Source organism: Mycoplasma seminis, assembly GCF_030718845.1.
In the GTDB taxonomy this organism is placed as follows: Bacteria; Bacillota_I; Bacilli_A; order Mycoplasmatales; family Metamycoplasmataceae; genus Mycoplasmopsis; species Mycoplasmopsis seminis.
On the sequence record NZ_CP132191.1, the window covers coordinates 176398 to 198563 of the forward strand.

13 protein-coding genes and 1 pseudogene are annotated in these 22166 nt (G+C 28.5%); 9 read left to right on the forward strand and 5 right to left on the reverse strand.

The window, feature by feature from the left end; translation table 4 throughout:
* Positions 1-29 precede the first annotated feature (29 nt).
* On the reverse strand, positions 30-1205 hold the full coding sequence (locus Q8852_RS00875) for a restriction endonuclease subunit S (protein WP_305938127.1): 1176 nt from the start codon (positions 1203-1205) through the stop codon (positions 30-32).
* Between the two features lie 93 nt (positions 1206-1298).
* On the opposite strand from Q8852_RS00875, the gene Q8852_RS00880 reads away from it, so the two are divergent.
* Complete coding sequence (locus tag Q8852_RS00880; RefSeq protein WP_305938128.1) at positions 1299-1862, forward strand: restriction endonuclease subunit S; 564 nt, start codon at positions 1299-1301, stop codon at positions 1860-1862.
* A 59-nt stretch (positions 1863-1921) separates the two neighbouring features.
* The gene (locus Q8852_RS00885; protein WP_305938385.1) at positions 1922-2941 is read left to right on the forward strand and encodes a restriction endonuclease subunit S; all 1020 of its coding nucleotides are present in this window, start codon (positions 1922-1924) and stop codon (positions 2939-2941) included.
* A gap of 32 nt (positions 2942-2973) precedes the next feature.
* Here the strand turns inward: Q8852_RS00885 and Q8852_RS00890 are convergent, their stop codons facing one another.
* Together Q8852_RS00890 and Q8852_RS04555 are read right to left on the reverse strand one after the other, a co-directional pair.
* The gene (locus Q8852_RS00890; protein WP_305938129.1) at positions 2974-5616 is read right to left on the reverse strand and encodes a type I restriction-modification system subunit M; all 2643 of its coding nucleotides are present in this window, start codon (positions 5614-5616) and stop codon (positions 2974-2976) included.
* Positions 5617-5740: 124 nt separating this feature from the next.
* A pseudogene (locus Q8852_RS04555) lies at positions 5741-6975 on the reverse strand (IS256 family transposase).
* A 210-nt stretch (positions 6976-7185) separates the two neighbouring features.
* Here Q8852_RS04555 and Q8852_RS00905 point away from each other — a divergent pair.
* The 6 genes from Q8852_RS00905 to Q8852_RS04520 all read left to right on the forward strand — a co-directional run bounded on the left by Q8852_RS00905 (position 7186) and on the right by Q8852_RS04520 (position 15997).
* Positions 7186-7596: a hypothetical protein gene (locus Q8852_RS00905; protein ID WP_305938130.1), complete on the forward strand. Its 411-nt coding sequence runs from the start codon at positions 7186-7188 to the stop codon at positions 7594-7596.
* An 86-nt stretch (positions 7597-7682) separates the two neighbouring features.
* Complete coding sequence (locus Q8852_RS00910; RefSeq protein WP_305938386.1) at positions 7683-8174, forward strand: IS30 family transposase; 492 nt, start codon at positions 7683-7685, stop codon at positions 8172-8174.
* 384 nt (positions 8175-8558) lie between these two features.
* Entirely contained in the window at positions 8559-14645 is a 6087-nt protein-coding gene (locus Q8852_RS00915) for a hypothetical protein (RefSeq protein WP_305938131.1), read from the forward strand.
* Positions 14646-14719: 74 nt separating this feature from the next.
* Positions 14720-15178, forward strand: a complete 459-nt coding sequence (locus tag Q8852_RS00920; protein WP_305937606.1) for a hypothetical protein — start codon at positions 14720-14722, stop codon at positions 15176-15178.
* 5 nt (positions 15179-15183) lie between these two features.
* Positions 15184-15885, forward strand: a complete 702-nt coding sequence (locus Q8852_RS00925) for an IS3 family transposase (protein ID WP_305938387.1) — start codon at positions 15184-15186, stop codon at positions 15883-15885.
* Positions 15842-15997, forward strand: a complete 156-nt coding sequence (locus Q8852_RS04520) for an IS3 family transposase (protein WP_369810261.1) — start codon at positions 15842-15844, stop codon at positions 15995-15997. The genes Q8852_RS00925 and Q8852_RS04520 overlap by 44 nt, the downstream gene beginning before the upstream one ends.
* Positions 15998-16086: 89 nt before the next feature.
* Here Q8852_RS04520 and Q8852_RS00930 read toward each other — a convergent pair whose 3' ends face one another.
* Together Q8852_RS00930 and Q8852_RS00935 are read right to left on the reverse strand one after the other, a co-directional pair.
* Complete coding sequence (locus tag Q8852_RS00930; protein ID WP_305938132.1) at positions 16087-16404, reverse strand: hypothetical protein; 318 nt, start codon at positions 16402-16404, stop codon at positions 16087-16089.
* A 21-nt stretch (positions 16405-16425) separates the two neighbouring features.
* Positions 16426-16725 carry a hypothetical protein gene (locus tag Q8852_RS00935; protein ID WP_305938133.1) on the reverse strand — a complete coding sequence of 100 codons (300 nt, stop codon included), beginning with the start codon at positions 16723-16725 and terminating at the stop codon, positions 16426-16428.
* On the opposite strand from Q8852_RS00935, the gene Q8852_RS00940 reads away from it, so the two are divergent.
* Entirely contained in the window at positions 16646-22063 is a 5418-nt protein-coding gene (locus tag Q8852_RS00940) for a hypothetical protein (RefSeq protein WP_369810272.1), read from the forward strand. The two genes, Q8852_RS00935 and Q8852_RS00940, sit on opposite strands and share 80 nt — an antisense overlap.
* Positions 22064-22166: the final 103 nt, after the last annotated feature.

The following is a 22166-nucleotide window of genomic DNA, read 5'->3' on the forward strand; positions in this document are numbered from 1 at the left end:
TAATTTTTTCGAAAAAAGCATATATCTCCTTAACAAAACATCTTTTCCAATAATGATTTTTTAATATTCTCTAACTTTTCCAACTTACGCTTATAAAAGGTGAGCATATTATCTATAGATGAAAACAATTTATTTATATTTATAATCTCATCTTCTCTTGAAGAAATTATTATTTGTAAATTTTGAACTTTCTCTGCATTTAAATTACCTTGTGTCCCTGTCGAAATATACGGAGTTCATTCATTAAATAATTCCATTTTATGTAATTGATAATATATATGTTCAGATAGAATTGCGCTATCGAAAATCATATTGTAAAAAGCCTGAGAAGTAGCTGCTTCCATTTCTAATATCCCTATTTTACCGATTGATGCATATATAGATAATGAGAGAGAACCTTTAGGAACTATCCAAGCTCTAGAATTTGATATCCCTAATTTACTAATGGATTTTTCTGTTCTGTAAACATATTTATTGCATGCACTTATATCAGATATCGTTAAGAATGGTATATTACCAGAATAATACTCCTTATTCGATGTTAAAGGAGTTCCACCTGTTGCAGCAAACTTATATATATCATGAAGTCTTTTCTTTTCTCAAGAGTTTGTGAATTCTTTGAATCTTATTTCTGGAAATGGATTATTTTCATCTGCGAACATCTTTTCTAATAATGATTTTTTCACATTTTCAAGTTTTTCTAACTTACGCTTATAAAAGGTGAGAAGTAATTCTATGGAATCAAAGAAATATTGGATATTTAATATTTCACTTATATCACTAGGAACAGCAACCTGAAATGGTTGTATATAAGAAATATAATGTCTTGAATGTCCATTTATTATAAAATTTGCATTATTTAATAAGTAAAAAATAAATTTTAAATTCATCTTATTTTTTGATGTTAATATCTTAATAGCCGATGAATTTAACAAAAATGGAAAATTTACATATTTAGTATCTAATGTAAAATCATCAAACAAAATACAGTCGCCTTTTGAATATAAATTATTTTCATTTGAGTATCCTAAAATAAAGGCTTTATTAGCTGTTAATACAGGGTTTTGACCAGCTTCTTTTACTAAATTACTTATCATATAATTATCCGAACGCTCAAATTCTAATAAATCCTTTATATAACTTTTTTCTCAAGAGTTAGTAAAACCCTTGAATCTTATTTGTGGTTTTATTATTTCTTTATCCATAATGCTCCTTTTTAAAGTTAAAAGCTTAAAAATTGTTTATTTTTTATATTTTTAGGTGTTCAAATTGATCTTTAATTATTAATTTTTTATATTTTGACAATCACTTGAGAAAAGAAAAATATAGAATCATTTGGCCATTCAGAATCCGGTACATCACTAGAAGCTGAATTTAATAATTTCGGAAAATTAAAAGTTATCAGTATTGGTAGTTTCGGTGTTCATGATTTATACAACGACCAAGGTATAAGAGTAACTTTAAACAATAAGACAAAACAAAAATTGTTAAATAAAGATAACTTAGTTATGATACTCAATGATAAAACGCAAGCCGGCAACATTATCGGACGAGTCTTGCTCATAGACGAAAATGACAAATATGTATTCAACCAAAGAGTTCAAAGGATAATTGTAGATGAATCAAAATATATTCCATCATATCTTTATAATTTAATAAATAATCCTATAAATAGAAATAAAGTTTTCTTACATTCTCAAGGTAATACGCAAATATATGTTAATTGATCAAATATAAAAGATATTGAGTTTTATATTTCAAATAACAAAGACGAACAAATTATAATATCAAGATTTTTTGATAAAGTGAACCTTATTATCACCTTTTATAAGTGTTTGTATTTTTACACATTTATTAGTTAAAAATTATTGAATTCTCAATATTTTTATACATTTTTACTTACGCTTGAGAAAAGAAAAAGATAGGAAATATATTTCAAATAACAAGAGGATATGTCTTACCAGAATCATCTATAAAAAATACATTAACAAATGTTTTTAAATATCCAGTTTTTTCATCTCAAACTACAAATAATGGACTAATGGGTTACTACAATGAATGAATGTATAGTGATGCTATAACGTGAACCACAGACGGCGCTAATGCTGGTACAGTAAATTACCGAAAAGGCCTGTTTTACTGTACTAATGTGTGTGGAGTGCTTATTTCTAAAGAAGTTGTAGCAAACACCTGCATTGCTGAAATTTTAAACAGAGTATCTTATAAATATGTTTCAAAAGTTGGTAATCCAAAATTAATGAATAATGTTATGGAAAAAATTATGATTCATATCCCGAATAATGATATTGAAGCTAATAAAATTAGCAAACTATTTGAAACAACTGAATCACTTCTCACCTTTTATAAGCGTTTGTCGTTTTGAAAGCCTAATAAAATTAATATATTTTTTACAAAAATTACAATCACTTGAGAAAAGAGTTCATTTAATAATTTTTATAATTTTGCATCCGAGGGTGGTACCCCAAGTACTGATAATAAGCAATACTATTCAAATGGAAAAATTCCTTTTATAAGAGTCGAGGATACACAAAATAAATATATTTATGACACGTTAATCCATATAACTGAAGAAGGTCTTTCACATAGTTCAGCTTGATTAATTCCAGAGAACTCTATAATACTCACAAATGGAGCAACTATAGGAAATGTCTCTATAAATAAGTGTAAAACAGCAACAAAACAAGGAATTTTAGGGATTTTACTAAAAGAAAATATTGATATTGAGTATATGTATTATTTATTAAAAACAAAGTATTTTCAAAAGCAATTAACTTCAAAAGCGGCTACTGGTACATTTGCTTCAATAAATCTTAAAACAATATCGAATATCGATTTATTATCAACGAATTCAATAAAAGAACAATTGAAAATTTCTTTTATGTTATCTAATCTAGATAATATAATCACCTTTTATAAGTAACAGTTGCTAGCAAAAATATCTATTTTTGTATTCTAACTCTCAGAAAGTAGCTTTTTAAACTCTTCTAGACCTAATTTATCACTATCGCTTGCTTCGAGTTCATCTAGCATAGCAATTAACTCGTTTTGAGTGTTAATAATATCTTGTTCGATATCAACAAGTCTATATTCATACTTAGCTTTTAGCTTAGTAAGTTGTTCACAGAAATCTTGAAGCATTCTTTCTGGTAAGGATTCGAGTGAAGCAATTAAAGGATTTATTCATTTTATTGCTAATAATTCATTAGCCTGTTGTTCAGTTAAGTTTTGAGTTACTTCAATACATTTATTCTGAATCTCATTATTTATATTCTTATATTTTGTATTTAATTTCGATTTCTGCTTGCTTAATTCATAAATTTCAATTAATTTAGCTTCTGGTGAATCTAATTCATTTTTAGCAATAGCAAGTAATTCTTTATAAGCTTTTTTAATTTCTTTATCATCAATATCGCTTATGTCTTCATTAAATAATGCCGATGAAGTTTCTTTGAATTCTTCACTGATTTCATTAAATGTTTCTTCACTGCTTGCAGCAATATCAGCAAGAGAATCTTGGATTTGTTGTAGTTGATTAGAAATGTGAGTTAATTTGTGTTTAAGAATTAAATCAAATGGGATGATGTATCCAAGTCAACCATCTTGAACTTCGACAGTTATTTTTGATTTTTTTTGTTTCTTAAGTACCATATTAGGTACAACTTTTTTAACTGAAGCAAAACCTTCAGAATGAATGATTTCTAAATCATTACTAATTGCTTTTCAATCATCATCAAGTAATTGATAAGCTTTGTAATAATCAAGTAATTTTTGTTCTTGTAGTATTTGATTAATTTGAGCAGCAATATTTTCTTCTTCTTGATGAATGTTTATTTGCATCATATTGTTAATTAATGCTTCATTTAAATAATGTTTTAATTGATCTAAAGAAGTTTTAAATTTAGCAATATAGTTTTTAACTTGTGTATTGTTAAATACTACATCTGATATTTCTTCAGACACAAAATCACTGTAGTTTTCATTACTTGGAGTAAATAAGTCATTTCTTAAGCTAGGGAATGTGCTTCATAAATCGTTAAACGCATCAATTTCTTTGTTAGGAGTTCCTCCTAGCATAGTAGCATAAATATCTCAACTTTCAGCTGCTGGATTTGAATCTACATAACGTGGAATATTTAAGTTATATTCATTTTCTCTAATTTGTTCACGAGAAACTTTTTTACAGTATTTATCAATGTCTTCTCTATTGATGTAAGCATCTAAAATCCGCTTAATATCACTTGATTGTAATTTGTTATTTTTACCATCTTTAACAAAGTGTTTAGAAGCATCAATAATTAACACATCAGTATTTGGACGAGATTTTTTCAGTACCATTACAATAGTTGGGATACTTGTTCCAAAAAAGATATTAGCTGGAAGCCCAATAATTGCATCAATATTATTGTGTTCAATTAAATTAGTTCTAATTCTTTCTTCTTCTCCACCACGGAATAAAACACCATGTGGAAGTACAATAGTTAAAATACCATCATTTTTTAAGTGGTATAAATCATGAAGTAAGAAAGCATAATCAGCTTTAGATTTTGGTGCAACTCCATATTGAGCAAAACGAGCATCTGATTCTTTATTTTCAGGATCTCAAGCTTGTGAATATGGTGGGTTAGATACAACAGCATCAACAAATAAAGGTTCATAATTTTCTTTATTGTTGTCATCAAAATAAGGCCAATCATCTTTTAAGGTGTCACCATTTCTAGTTTTGATATTATCTGGAGCAATCCCACGCATAACTAGATTCATCCGAGTTAAGTTGTAAGTATTATCCTTAAGTTCTTGAGCATAATATTGGATTTTGTTTTTATCCATATATTTTGCAATACTTTTCCCAATGTTAATAAGCAGAGAACCTGAACCTGAAGTAGGGTCATAAATTTGAATAGTATCTCTGTCTTTTAAATGGTGAGAAACTATTTCAGACATTAAAAGTGAAACTTCATGTGGAGTATAGAACTCTCCAGCTTTTTTACCAGCATTAGCAGCAAACATTGAAATTAAGTATTCATAGATAAATCCAAGTACATCATAATCTTGTTTATCATCCATTGGAATATCTTTAATTAATTCAATTAATGATCTAATTGCTTTAGTTTGAGCTTGAGTAGATTCTCCAAGTTTTGAAAGACCAGTTTGAAGTGTATTAAAAATGTTTTCAAAAACTTTTTTATGTGAAGGTGAAATTCTTCTATCAAATGAAGCAAGTGCATCACGTACTACACTAACATCAAATTCACTTCCACTTTTAAGTCAAGTTGAAAATAAGTTTTTATAAGAAATGTAATATCCTAAATTCTTTTGAGCATATTTAATGTTTTTAATACGGTCTTGAATTGCTGTATCTAATTGTTTAAATTCTTCACTATCAACATCAATATTAACGTCATAGTTTTCATCAATTAATTCAACTAAATCTTCTTTTCCTCAACCATCTTCAAGTCAAAACTTTTCAACTTGTTCAGATAAGAATTTATAGAAAATAAATCCTAAAATATAGTCTTTGTATTCATTAGCTTCAATTTTAGAACGCATGTTATTAGCTGAAGCTCAAATACGATTTGCTAGCTCTTGTTTGTTCATATTTTTTCCTTTACTTGTTTATGTGATAAATTTATTTAATAAATAAATGGGTAGTAGTCCAAAGTTTGTGTAATCACATCGGACTATAATTGAATAAATTATATATAATAATACTGAACTTAACTTAGAAAATTATTCTTTTCCTTGTTCAAGTTCGAGTTATTTTGAAGCTTGCAACAATAGCCAACATTTTGATGGAGTTAGGACTATGATGCGAGCTTTTTTCTTTGACATATTTTCTTAATGCTGAGTGGAAATTTTCGCAAATATTGTTTGTGTAAATATATCTCCTAATTCCTATTGGAAAATCATAAAATGTGAATATCTCGTCAAGTGAGTTTTCAATAATTGCAACAGCTTTTCTGTATTTATCTTTATATTTGTTTTTAAATTCCAAAAATCTTTTATAACCTTCATCTTTGTTTTTACCTTTAAATATTAGTTTTAGTAGTTGTGATACTTCATACCTTTTAGATTGTGGTATTGTAATAAGCGCATTAGTCATTTTATGAAATGCACATTTTTGAATTTTAGATGAAGGAAAAACTGAATTAATAACATTATTAATTCCACTAAAATCATCGCAAACAACAACTTGAGGATCATTAATTCCTCTCTTTTTAATTCTGATAAGAATTTTGTTCAATTTTCTGTACTTTCTACACCTGAGGTTTCTATTGATAAAACTTGTTTTTTACCTTCTTTATCTATAGCTATAGCGGTGTATAAGGCTATTTTTGAGCTCTGTTTGACAAAATCCCTTGGATTCTCAACATTTTCTAAAGAATTTAAATATTCACCAGTGAATGGGTTATATCATTTAAAAACTTTATGATATGAAGCATCAATAAATAATGCATAAATATCATTATTTATGTCAAAACTATAAGCGTTGTCGTATTTGTTTTTAATAGTTTTTGAAACTCTCGCAATTATAGAATGTCCTATTCTAAAACCTAATAATTTCTCAACTAAATCTATGGTTTGTTCATATGATAAAAATTGTTGCAATAAATGTGCGATTAGAAATTCAAATTCTTCCTCACATCTTTTATATTTAGCTAATATTTGTGAACAAAAATTTGAAGCATTTCTTAATCTTGGGACATTTATTTGTAGTTTACCATTCAATGTGTATAAGGTTCTTTTAGAATATCCATTTCTATAAATTTTTCCTTCAACTAATTCATATTTATTCATTTCAGTAATATAAGCATCTACTTCATCTTTTAAATTCTCTTCAATTAACTTAGCAACATCTAAGTAATTAACATTAAGTAGAAATGATAATTCTCTCATATCAGCTCCTAATTTGTAAAATTCATTTCTTAATAATTTGTTTCTTTCCTCTAAAATCATAACAAAAATCACTCCTTTTAATATTTGGAGTGATTACACAACATTTGGTCTACTACCAATAAATGCTCGATTGCAATATGCAGTGCAACACTTTTATTAGTTTATAATAAAAGTGGAGCACTTTTTTGCGCTCCACTGAAAACCCCTGAGAAAGGATTTCGCATACATTATACAAGAATTACAGCAAAAGTAAGATGTGTAATAGAAGCTTTGTTAAAAGAAAATTTTAGTATATCTGAAATTGCGAAAATTACTGGATTTTCAAAGAGCTCTATATCTAGAGAAATTACATACAATGCTGATTTATACGGGTATACGGCTGAATACGCACAATATAAACATGATATGAGAAATAAGTGAAAATATTATTTTAAGTTGCGCAATAAAATCGAAAAATATCCAAATTTTACAAATGTTTTTATAGATAAATTTAACAAACGTTCATTTGGAGTTAAACTGACACATACATATATTAAGTTTAATTATAATTTTGAATTTCCTTCATATAGAACTGTTTTTAATTGGATAAATTCAAACGCTTGAGAAATAACAAAAGAAGATAGGTTGAGACGTCATTATAAAAAGGAGGAAAAAGAACTAAGAGTGCAGTTGAAATCTTAGTTGGTGCAAGATGAGTTAGACCATTTTGAACTAGACCTCAGAAAATAAATGATAGGTCAGAATTCGGTCATTGAGAAGTTGATTTTATCGTTGGAAAATCCGGAAAGGAAAACTATAACTTGTTAACTTTTACAGAAAGAAAAACAAGATACGGAATAATTAAAAAGATAAAGGGTAAAAATCCATGAAATGTTGCAGAGGTTTTATGAAATTTAATTAGAGAAAAACAATTAAATGTTAAAAGCATAACAGCTGATAATGGATTTGAGTTCTCAAAACTTTTTTATCTAGGATATAGGCTTCAAATTATTATTTATCGTGCAGACCCATATGCTTCATTTCAAAAAGGAGGAAACGAAAACTTTAATGGTTTAGTTAGAAGATTCTTTCCAAAAGGCACAAATTTTAATAATATTTCTGAAGAAGAAATATTGGCTGTACAAAATGAAATAAATAATATGCCTAGGGAAATTTTCAATTGACAATCAGCTGATGAACTATTCTATGACTGAAATTATTATAAGGATAAATGGACACCAATACCAGGTGATGAACGCTTTTTATCAGAAACAATTTAAAAAGAAAATCGAATACAGCAAAAAACAAATTTTTTAAAAATAAAAGTAAATTTTAGGGGTTTAAAAAATATCCGGAATTTTTCCAGATATTTTTTCTGTTGCAATGCACATTGCAATTAAGAATTTATTTAATAAATAAATTTTACCACATTCTTGCTTTAAGTGTTAGCTATACTTAAGATATATTCAAAACTTTTAAGCCTATAACATAGCAGTAAAAGTAAAAATTACTGCTTTTGCTAAATAATGAAATTTTTTAAGAAAACTTAACTGAAAAATGGAGATTTTTTGACGAATTTTTGTGTCTAAAAAATCATTTTAAAATCTTGAAAAAAGCTCTATAATTTTTTATATTTTTAATATAAAAACAACAAAGGAGATTTTATGGCTAAAAATAAGATATCAAAAACAGCAAAAAATTCTATTTTAGTAACAGCAGGTTTAAGTGCTATTACAGCACCTGCTGTGCTATTTGGAATTTCAGCTGCTGAAACTAATGCAACTGATTCGAATGAGAATCAAACAAAAAGTTCAAAGACTATTGATTTAACACAGCCAGATTTTAAAGGATACGAGGATGCTAAGATAGTTTCTTATGCCGACTACCATGGAAAGGAATCTGGGGAGTTTCTTTCATCATATGACGCACATAGTATGGTTCATTTTAATTGAGAAGAAAATTATAGAGATCCTAAAACAAATCAAGTTATTGTCCCTGATTCAGATGAAAATAAAGAGAAAATATTTGAATCTAAAATGGAGCAAGAAACTCAAACATGGTCTCTTACATATAACCAAAATCCATCAGAGTTTTACGTTAAGAAAAATACAAAATGATATCGTGGACAACAAGAAAACAAATACCCATATGGTGTTCAAACATATGGATTTGCGATTTCTAATGATTTAGAAATTGTTCCGGGAAGTATTTCTATTAAATTAGATTACAAAGATTTTTCATTAGGTGGAAAAGATTTTGATTTTAATAAAAAAGATACCGATCAAAATGCATACTTCTCATACGGAGGCTATAAAGGGGCTTATTTAGAAATTACTGACAAAAATGGTAAATTCGATTCATCTTTAAAACAAGAATTGCCTGATTCAGGTGATGGTTCAGAATATAAGATTCTTCAAAATCCTTTTAGAACAGATTTTACACAAGGGTCATTTTCGAATGGTAAATGATTGCACAAAAAAGATTCAAGTACTAATGAAGAAGATATGAAAGATCTTTATTATGCTAAAAAAGAATGAAGCGATAAAGAAATTAAATTAGATGATAATAATCCAAAAAATCCCGCAAGCATTAATGCTATTGAATATATTACAAATAATGCTAAGTATGGAAAAGAAAAATCGTTGCCTTCAATGGAAATATATCGTATGTTATCTATGAACTATAATACAGACCAAATTAGTCAGCAAAATCTTTATAAACAAGCAGATAGAAGATTCTTTGGTTTCGGGGCAACTACATGACTATCAAATGCTAACTGAGATAATTTACAAGCTACTCCAATTCTTGCTAATACAGGATCTGTTTTTGCTATCCACTTTGATACAGGTTCAGCGATAAAAAATGCATACGGGATAAACCCAACAGTAACTATCAAGTTCCAAACACGCAAAGTAGCAAAAAATATATATAAACACAAAGATGAAAAAGAAGAGATTGACTTTACAAAAGAAATAGAAACAAAAACTGTTAATAACTTTACTCAAACTGAAGATTTGGGTGATTACAATTCGTTTGTTTCTGGATTATACTTCACAGATCTTGAAAAAAATAAATTCTATTGAGATAATACAAATATCTCCACTTCACCTTCAGAACTAGGAACACGTAAAGAGCAACTTGTTGGTGTTACTATTGCTACAGCTAAAAGAAATAATAACCGTCAAATTTTTGTTAACTTAAATGAATCTAGTGAACAAGAACTTCCTTCTGTTAAATATGAATTAAAACAAGGAAATAAAACATTAGCAAACTTAGGAAATAAAAACAATGATTCTATAACAGCATTTACAAGAGAAAAACAACAACATGCAAATGATGTTACTTTTAACGTACCTCTTGTAGCTACAGAGCTTAATGGATTAGATAACTGAAACATTAAACCTATCTATGCTAGTGAACAAAAAGAAAATGAATTTAAATATGATTTAAAAATTAATCAAGATAAAAATAATACTATTGAATTTGATCCTGAAAAGCTTTCACTTGATATAGATGTAAAATATCAACTTTCTGAAGCTTATAAAAATAAACAAAAGATTCTTAACTTCTTAAATGAAGGATCTCTTGGCGAAAAACTTGATCCAAGTGCAGTTTTATTTGAAAACACACCATTATCACAAGACCAAAAAGATAGTTTAATTGGTGCTATTGAAAATGACTTTAATAGAGATCACTTTACACAAAGAAATCCTCAAATTAAAGCAGCATGAGAAAATCAAATCTATTTAATTTCTCAATTAAATAGTCGTACAAATCAATATTTAACTGATTCTGAAAAAGTTTTAGAAAGTGTTAGATATACTAAAGCTAAAGAAGAATTAAGAAAAAATTATGATGATGCTATCGCTGAATTGAAGAAATATGAAAATAAAGTTATTACATATGAAGTAAATAATACTATTCAAGCAAATGGTATGGGAGAATGAGGTCAAGCGACACAAAATTACATCACAACTCGTGCTGCGCTTAATGGGTTAAACGAATTAGGAACTGAACAAATTAAGAACTCACAATTACTTTCTGAAGCTCAAAAAGAAAAATGACTTAAAGAATTTAAACCACAAGATGCAATGACTGATGAAAGCCTTAAAGCATTCTTAAATAAAGTAATAGCAGATTCTAAAGCGGCTGCTAATGATTTAATTAGCAAAAACCCACGAACTACTTCACAAGATGTTAAAGATGCTATTAATAAATTACAAGAATTTAATAATTCTCAAGCAGTAGATGATTTAACTAAACAATTTGATGCGAATCTTGCTTTAACAGTAGACAAATTAAGTGTATTAAATAACATTGATGCTAAAATGGGCGATTTACCACAAGCTGTTGTTAAACAATATGCAAATGAATTAGCTACAGAAACTTCTGTTGAAAAAGTTGCTCAAGGTAATGGTCAAATCGAAACCTTAGAAACAAATACTAAGACAGCAAAAGAATTACAAAATAAATATAATTCTCTTAAACAAGAAAGAAATAGTTTTAAATCTGTAGATGAAACACTTAGAAATAGATTATCTACTGAAGATACAAACATTAATGATGTTTTACAACCAAAAGAATCAATCCCAACTCTTTCTGATGCTATTTCTACATTAGCAACAAATAATGCTGCAATGGAAAGTGATTTAAATACCATAACTGAAAATAATGGTAAAAAAGATGAATTAATAAAAAAAGTTAATGATTCCAAAATCTTAACACAAGCTCAAAAAGACACCTTTAAAGATAAAATTAATACTGCTAGAACTCAAGAAGATTTAAATAACATAGACCCTAAAATAACATCTACTGAAAATGCTATGAAAGGAATTAATCAAGTTTTAAATAGGCCTTACTATAGATATGCATCTCCTGAAAAAATCGCTGAATCTTCTAAGCTTCTTGAAAGTATTTTAAATACTAAAGGTGATCAAAGCATAGATGAAAAATCACTTCAGACTGTTTACAAATCTGTAAGTGCCGCAGAAAATGATGGTCAAGAATTTGTAAGACAGAAGTCGAGAGATACAGAAAATATTGAACAAAAAATAAAAGGTGTTAAGGGGTTTAAATCAGCAATATTCTCAGATTATGTAATGGGTAAAATGTCTAAAAATAAAACATTACCAAATAGAGAAGCTTTAGAAAACTTCGTAAAAGACCTTGAAACAAATGCAAACACTTATGTAAATACAAAAGATAAAATAGAATCACAAATTGCTACGGTTAAAAATTCAATTGGATATTTAAATGCAACTAATGCTGAAGACTTTAATAAAGCAGCTGATGCTCTAACGAATGCTATTACGGAATTAAAAGCAATTACTAATGTTCAAAAAGGAAGTTCACAAGAATACCTAAATAAATTAGCAAATGTTTCAGATTTAGTAACAAAATTTAATGCTGCTAAAGATGCTTTAGATGGTGAAACTGAATTCAATAAAGTAAAAGATGCATTAATTAATAAGATTAATTCTTCAACAAGCTTAAGCACAAGTCAAAAAGAAACACTTGTAAAACACATTAATGATAATATTAAAACAATTGCTGATTTAAATTCTTATGAAACTGATACTGTAGATGCTCTTGAAACACAAATGTCAGATTTAAAAACTAAATTTGCTGATGCACAAAGCACTAAGAATTCAGTTCAATATTCTTTAGCTGATCAAGAAGCTAAAACAAACTTTGATACAGCTTATACAGCTGCGCAAAATGCAAGTGAACAATCATATGCAGTTATTGAACCAGCTACTGTACAAACATTAGTTTCTAATTTAACAACAACTAGTGCAGCGCTAAATGGTGAGGCTAATTATGATAAAAGAGTAGAAAAATTAAATTCAGATGTAGATGCTTCAAATCTTAACAATAATCAAAAAACTGCTTTTAAAGCAACATATGATAAAAATCCTAAAGTATATGATTTAGTAGCTTTACAAACTGCAGAAACTGACTTACCATTATTAACAGCTGCAATGGATGCATTACAAAAAGAAACTGCGCAAATCCAAAAAAATAATTCTCAGTGAGTTTATAAATATGTTTTAGCACCTCAAGCTGAAAGAGATACATTTGATGCTGCTTTAAAAGTAGCAAGTGAATTGTTAGATGAAGCTAAAGGTGGAGCAGTAATTAATCCACAAGATATTACTAATGCGCAAGCTGCATTAACAAATGCTTATACAGCTTTAACTGGTGATACTGTATTACAAGGAAAACAAAAAACTGCTAATGATAAAATTGATGGTTTAAGTAATCTTTCAAATAATCAAAAAAGAGATTTAAAAACTCAAGTAGATGGAGTTATTAATTTAGGCGAAGGTTGAGAAAACAAAATTAATAAAATAGTGCAAAATGCAGAATCATTAAATGATGTAATGGGAAAATTAGCAGAAGTTGCAAACAAAATCGGAGAAGAGGAAGCTTCTACTAGATATGGACTTGCTGATCCAGATAAACAAGAAGCATTTAATGCAGCAAAGAATAAATATAATGAATTAAGTAATGTTCAAGGGGGAATTAAATCTCTTGATTTTAGTCAAAATGGACCAATTGTATCTATTACTAATGAATTAAATTCATCAATTAATGGATTAAATGGTATTGATAATTGAAGCGAATTAAGAGAACAAATTAGCAAATTACCGTATTTAAGTGAAGAAGAAATTAAAAAATTCCAAAAAGAAATTCCTACTAGAAACTTAAATGCTGCAAAACAAGTTGTTATAAGAGCTAAAGCACAATCAGTTGCAAATCATAAATTAGCTGCTATTAAAGAAGTTGATGAAAAATTAACTAATTTAACCCAAACTCAAAAAGATTACTTCAAAGCACAAATTAATGCTGCTGCTGATAATGCTGCAATTGATACTATTTCAGCACAAGCAAGCAAACGTAATGAACTTAATCCACAATTAGATGCTCTTATAAGTCAAACTAATGTAAATGCTGAAAAAGAAACAACAAATTATATTGATGCTACTGCAAACCTTAAACAAGCTTATGATACAGCTGTAAGTGATGCAAATACACAAGTTAACGCTGAAACAGATAAAAGCATTTTAACTAATGATCAAGTTCAAAGATTAATTGATGCAGTTACTACTGCTAAAGGTGCTTTAAATGGAGATGCAAACTTATCTACAGCTAAGCAAACAGCTATTAGTGATTTAGAAAAAGATTACAAAGATAAATTAACTAAAGGTCAAATTGAGGAACTTAAAAAACAAATTAATGCTCAAACTTCAACTCAAGGTATTAATACAATCAAGTCACAAGCACAAACACTTGCAAATAATATGCAAGCACTTAAGGATGCTATTGAAAACGCTGAAAAACAAAAAGCTACAGTAAATTACTCACAAGCTAGTCAATCTCCTAAAGGAACATTTGATACAGCTTTAACAAATGCTAATAATGCTTTAAAAGCTGAATATAATCAAATTACACCAGAAACAATTCAAACATTAACTAATACACTTACAGGTGCGCAAAGTGCCTTAGATGGAAATAGTAACTTTAATGATAAAGTATCTAAATTACAAGAAAAATTAGATAAGTCAAAAGCTACACAAGCTCAAAAAGATACTTTAACTCCTGAAATTAATGCTATCGGATTAGACCAAGCTAAATATAATGAAGTTGAAACTAAAGTAAATAAAGTTGTAAATAACATGGATGCTTTAGCTAAAGCAGTTGAGGATCATTCTGTAGTGAACCCCAAAATTTGTACCTTCATTCAATAACGGGTGCAAATGTATATGAAAAAACAAATGATTATTCAAAATATGTTTGAATTTAAGGAATTTAAACTCAAATTATGTGAATTCATAAAAAGCGTAAACTGAAAAATCCCATGATTTATTATTATGTGAATTACTATTTAAAATCAAAAACAATTGATGATTATTTACATTCTGTTTCGATTAAAGATTATGATGAATGAGTTATTGATGAAGAAATCGATAAGATTATTCATCATGAAAAAACAATTTTTCAATCTTGTGTAGATTTGAATTTATCAACTCATATTAGTATTGCAATGAAAGTTGTTGCTAAAAAGAAAAATTACTATAATTTAATTATGAGTAAAGAAAACAAAAACAAAGAAAAAACAATCGACTTAGAATATGTTAAAAGTTTAGAAAGAAAAATTGAACTTCTAGAAGCTGAAAAAGCATATTTCGCAACTTTAGATAGGATAGTTCAAAGCCGACTGAAGCAACCGTCAAAGAAAAAGCGCAAGCAATCTTTGAAAATAAAGAAAAATTCAAATTAGTTGATTTATTTGCTGCTTCGCAAATAAGAAAATCTCATTATTACTATTGAGAAAAACATTTTTTAACTCCTATTGATAAGGATTTTGAATTAAAAGAAACAATTCAAAAGATATTTGAAGAAAGTAACAAAACTTATGGTTACAGAAGAATCACTATGGAATTACACAACAGAAGTATTAATGTAAATCATAAAAAGGTTCTAAAACTAATGAAATTACTTAATTTAGTCGTTTATAGAAGAAAACATAAGAAATATTCATCTTACAAAGGACAAATAGGACCGATTGCAGATAATTTAATCCAAAGAAATTTCATAAGCAAGAAACCTTTAGAAAAGCTTTTTACAGATATCACAGAATTTAAACTTTTTGATGATTTAAAGGTTTATTTATCTTTAGTAGTAGATGGATTTAATGGTGAAATTTTTTATCAGCCGCCGTTTCATTGAGTTCCTAATTTACAATTAATAAAAGATACTTTTGAACCATTAATTAAAAGCAGAAATTTAAGTGGTTGCATAATTCATTCAGACCAAGGCTGACATTATCAACATAAATATTTTGTTAACTTATTAAAAGCTAACAATATTATCCAAAGTATGTCAAGAAAAGGAAATAGTCCGGATAATGGATTAGTTGAAATCCTTATTTGGAACAATAAAATTGGAATTCTTTTACCCAAACAAAAACAATTTCACAAATCTTAATAATTTTGTGGAAAAATTATTTGACTATCTTGACTTTTATAACAATAAAAGAATTAAAATTAGATTGAAAGGAAAAACCCAATTGAGTACAGAAAAGATTTTGAAAATCTAATGGTACAAAATTAGGGGTTCAGTACATTCATTAGATAATGTTCAAGATACAGATATATATAAATGAGCTGATGATGCTACAAAACAAGCTTATACAACAGCATTACAAAATGCTCAAACAGCATTAAATAATGCGACTGCTGATCAAGATGTTGCAGCAATTACAAAAGCATTAAATGATGCATTTGATAACTTAAATGGTGAAGCACAAAAAACTGCTAAATTACAAGCACTTAAAGACTTAATTAAAAACTCAGATAACCTAACTCAAGCTCAAAAAGATGCTGCTACAAGTCAAGTCACTGATGCTTTAACACCACAAGAAGCAAAAACACTTGAAGATAAGATTAATAATTTAAATACAGCTCAAGGAAACTTAAAAGCTAAAGTAGCTCAAGATGTTGTCAAGACTGTAAAAGAAGGAGATAATTACAAACTTTCTTCTCCTGAAGTACAAAAACAATATGCAGATGCTATTGATGCTGCTGATAAATATTTAAAAGAAGCTACTTCAATTGATACTCCAACAACTGATGTAAAAAAATTAGCAACAGCTATTGATAATGCTTTAGCAAACGTTGCTAACGGACAAGCTAACTTTGAAAGCGCAAAACAAAATGCTGTTAAAGCTCTTGATAACTTAAAATACATCAATGATGCTCAAAAAGTTGCCTTAACAAATACAATAAATTCTGCTACAAGTAAAGAAGAATTAACTAATGCAAACACAAAAGCTACAACATTAAATGAAGCAATGCAAAACCTTTACACAGCTGCTGCTAAAGCACAAGGAAGTGATGCAAACACTCCAGAAGGTATTGCTCCAGTAACTAAACAAGCCGCTGCAACATCTTCATCAAATTATGTAAATGCTACAGAAGCAGTTAAATTAGCTTATGATGAAGCATTAGCTAATGTAAATGCAGTTGCAAACAAAGCTGGTGCAAATAAATCAGCTGAAGAAGTTAATGCTTTAATTTCAGCATTAAATACAGCTGAAGGTAATTTAAATGGAATTAGCAATAAAGCTTCATGAGATAATGATCTTAAAGCTAAAGTTGATCAGTTAGATAACTTAAATAATGCTCAAAAACAAGATATTAAAGATCTTATTGATGCAACAGATACATTAAGTGAATCTGAAGCTAAATTCAATGATGCTAAAGAACTTAACAAAGTAATGGGTGAATTAAATGAAGAAATCAAGAAAGAAGCTCAATTAACTCAAAGCGATAAATTTGTTAACTCAACAAACCAAGATGTTTATACAGATGCTTTAAAAGATGCTAAAGCAAAAGCTAAGAATGATAACTTAACTCAAAAACAAGCTACTGAGTTAAAACAAACTCTTGCAAATGCTGCAAATGATTTAAATGGTGATAGCCAGTTACAAACAGCTAAAAACAATGCTAAACAACAAATTGATACAAGTGATTTAACTCAAGGACAAAAAACTGCACTTGATAATGAAGTTGATAGTAAAACAAAAGTTTCTGATGTTAATAATGTAATCACATCTTCATTTACTCCTTTAGTAAAAGCGATGAACACATTAGCTGAAAGCATTAAACAAGCTAAAGCAGCAAAAGCAACACAAGATTACTTAAATGCAAGCAAGGAACAAAAAGATGATTTTGATACAAAACTTGCTGCTGCTGAAAAATTACAAGAAGCTAGCTCAAATGTAACTACCCCAGCTGAAATTACTTCACAAGCTGCATTATTAGATAATGCAAAAACTGCTTTAAATGGTGATGAAAACTTTGCTACTGCTGTGAAAGCATTAAAAGCAAAAATCCAAGCTTCAATTTTAAATAATGCACAACAAAAAGCTTTAATAGATAAAATTGATGAAGCAACAACAAATTATGTAACATTGCCTGATATTGAAACAGAGTTTAATACTTTAACTAAGGCAATGCAAGATTTATCACAAACTCGCAGTAAAATTGCACAAAATAGAAATGGTTCATTCGGTTGATGATACAAATGATCTACTCAAGATGCAAGAGTTAACTTATCAAAAGAAGTTAACAAAATTGATGAACTATTTAATAAAGAAAAAGGTGCAAATCTTGATGCTACTGCTGTAAGTGAATTACAAAAAGCAGCTAAAACAAAAGAAAGAGAATTAATTACAAGTGCTGAAGCTGGATTTAAAAATGCTATCAAAGCTGGTAAAGAAGCAATTAATGCTAATGCATTATTAAATGATGCTCAAAAGAATAAATTCATTGCAAAACTTGATAATTTAAGAGAAGCAACAGCAAGTCAAGATGAAATTAATGCTCAGGTTACAGCTGCTGAAGAATTAAATTCAGCTGCTCAAGCATTAAAAGCTAAAATAGCTCAAGGTGAAGCATTTGCTAAAACAACAAATTACAGCAATGGTACAGAAGATGCTAAAACTGCTTTAGATACAGCATTAAGCAATGCTAAAACTTTATTTGAACCTGATTTAAGCAAACTTGCAAACCAAAGTGTTGCTAAAAAACAACTTGAAGATAAATCTAAAGCAATTCAAGATGCTATGGATACACTAATTGCTCAAGCTAAAACACTTGATGAATACAAAGCATTAAAAGCTGCTGACGTTCAAGCCTTAAGCGATCTTTCAGATAAACAAAAACAAACTTTAATTAAAGAAATTAATAATGCTAATAGTCATACTGCTGTAAATGATGTAGTGCAAAAAGCTACAACACTTGATTCAGCTATGAATAAATTAAAACAAGCTGAAGCAAGTATAGGTACTACACAAGCTTCAAAAGATTATCTTTTAGCAACTCCTGCAGTTAAAGATGCTTATGATGCAGCTGCTAATGCAATTAATGATGCTAAAACAGCTGGATATGAATCTACAGACGCTGCTGCAATCAATGCATTAACAAATGCTTTAAATAATGTTAAATTAGATGGAAATAATAATTTAGCAACAGCTAAACAAGCAATTCAAGATACACCAAATCTTAATGATGCTCAAAAAGCTAAATTAAATGAAAAATTAGATGAAGCAACATCTAAAGCACAATTAGATGCAAGAACAAAACAAGCTAGTGATTTAAGTAAAGCTATTGCTACATTAAATACTAAAGTAGCTCAAGGAGAAAAACTTGCTGCTAGATTAGCAACTCCGCAAAATGCTACAATCGCAGATCAAGCTCCACAATTAGAAGCAAACAAACAAGCTAAAGATAATTTAGATGCTCAAATTAAAACCGCAAAAACATTAACTGAATCAAATAACATTACAGTAAATGATTTTGCTGATGCTAAATTAACAAATGCTATCAGCTCAGCTCAAGATCAAATTAATGCAAGTGGAGTTGTACTTGAAAACGCTTTAGTTAAAGCAAATGAAATTACACTTCCAACTAAAGAACTTTCAAATGCTATCGCAGCGGCTCAAGTACTTCAAAATGCTTACAAAGCAGAAAATTCTACAACACCAGCATTTGATGCTTTAAGCCAAGCAGATGCTCTTAAAAAAGCTATTGCAAAAGACGCTCTTAAAAAAGCTATTAAAAATGTACCTAATAAACTTGCAGAAAACGAAAGCTTCAAAAACAATGTATTAAATGATGCTCAAAACACACTTCAAAATCCAGATGCAAGTGTTGAAGATATTAATTCAGCTACTGATAAATTAAATGATGGAATTAATAAAGAAAACCTTTACAATGCAGTTGCGAATGCAAATGATAATGCAACTAAACCATTAAGTAAAGAACTTCAAGATTTAATTAATGCAGATACTAACTTACTTCCATATGATAAAGCTAATAAAGAATCTAAAGAACAATATGATGCTAAAGCTGATGCTTTAAATAAAGCGGTTGCTAAGAATAATTTAGACAACACAATTACATCAGCAAATAACATCCAAAACCCTTCAGATAAATTAAAACAAGCTATTAAATCAGCTCAAGAAGTAAGTTCAAACCCATCTGCAAGTGAAAAACAACTTTCAGATGTTACAAAAGCACTTCAAGATGCAATTAATAAAGAACCATTAAATAAAGCAATCCAAGATGCAAATAACAAGTTAAATAACTTAACTGGCGATGGTTCAAAAGATCTTAACAATAAACTTACTGATGCAATCAAGCAAGCTGAAAAAGTTGCTAATAATTCTTCATCTACACCAGAACAAATCGCAAAAGCTACAGAAGACTTAAATAAAGCTGTAGAAGAAATTGATAAAGCTATTAAGCAAAACAAAACTGATTTAGATAATGCTCTTACACAAGCAAATGAAATTAATCCTAAATCAGATAAATTACAAGAAGCAATCAAACAAGCTACTGATGTTAAAAATAATCCAGAAGCAAATAATTCAGATGTAAAAACAGCATTAGATAACTTAAAAGATCAAATTGCTAAAAATGATTTAAATAATGCTATCCAAAATGCTCCTGAATTAACTAAACCAGTTGATGGATTTACTCCAAGTGTGGATGCATCAAAATCTATTGCTAACAATCCAAAAGCTACAGTAGATCAAATTAATGATCAAACAACAAAACAACGACTTAATAATGATCAAATAAATGCTTTAAATCAAATTGAAGCAATGCAAAACCTTAATGATGCTCAAAAAACTGTACTTAAAGCTAATGTAGCTTCAGCTAAAACACAACAAGCTGTCGTAGATGTATTAAGTAAAGCAACTGCATTAAATAAATCAATGGATGAATTAAATAAATACTTAAATTCATTACCAAATGATTTAACAAGCGACCCAATTACATCTGAAACTTATGCATTTGCTGATAAAGCTCAACAACAAGCTTATACAACTGCTTTAGATAAAGCTCAAAAACTTGTTAATAAAGCTCAAGGTGGAATTTATAAAGATAACCTTGCAAGTGATGTTGATTCATTATTAACTGAATTACAACAAGCTAAAGATACAATGTTAGCAAATGGTCAAGCTAATAAAGATAATTATGCAGATCAACTTGCGCAAGCTCAAAAACAAATTGATGCATTAAAAGAAACAATTAATTCACCAGCATATAATGCTGCTCCAAGCACATTACAAAATAACCTAACACAAGCAGTTGAAAATGCTCAAAAACAATTAGATGCATTAAAAGCAAATACCGCTGCTGATGCTAAAGGATTAGGTGAATTAAAAACAACTTTAGCCCAAGGACAAAGTGCTCAAAGTCAAATTAATAAATTTGCAAATGAACAACCAATTGCTGATTGAATGCAAGAAAATGCAAATGTATTAAATAACAATATTGTTTCACAAGCTACAACAGACTTTAACAATGCAACAACATTTGAAGCAGCTAAAGCTGTAAAGGATAAAACTAAGGCTCAAAACCAAGAAGTTGCAAATGCAATTAATCAATTAGTAACTAACTTAGATAATGATGTTAAAGCCTTACCTACAGTTATAAATGACTTAGATCAAACGCAAACAAACTTAAATAACATTAAGCAAAATGCTAAAGAAGATATCTCACAAGCTTTAGAAGAATCATTTAATGCTGTTAAAGCTCTTAATGATTTAAATAAAGCAATTGATGCTTACTTAAATGCAAGTTTTGCAAATGAATCTCAAGTTACACAAGCACAAAACAACTTAACTCAAGCTATTGCTAATGCTAAAGAAGTAACAACTTCAAATAACACTACAGCACAGTTGAATAAAGATATTAATGATGCAATTGCTAAATTAAGCAAATATGGAAATAACACTATTTCAGTTGCTAATAATCTTAAGAATTCAGCAATGGATGCAAATGCATTAGCTCAAGCTAATGAATATGCACAATCAAATGCTAAATTCAAAGCACTTCTTGACCAATTACAAGCAAATAATTACTTTGAAATCATGCAAAAAGATAAAGATAACTTTACAAAACAAGATGTACAAGCTATCCAAAATATCCTTACTTCTGATGCCTTTAAAGATGCAAACAACATCTTTAAATCAGCTATCAAGAGTGATATCAAAGCTAATGCAAATCACTTCCCATGATGAGCATATCTTGTAATTGTTTCAGCGCTTACATGAATTGGTGCAATCATTTTAATGACATTCAAAAAATAAATAATTTTTAAAGTTCAGCCCTAAGGCTGGGCTTTTTTATACTTGCTGCTAGGACTAAAAGTCAAATATACCTCACAAAAATACTAAATTAAATCTACTTTTT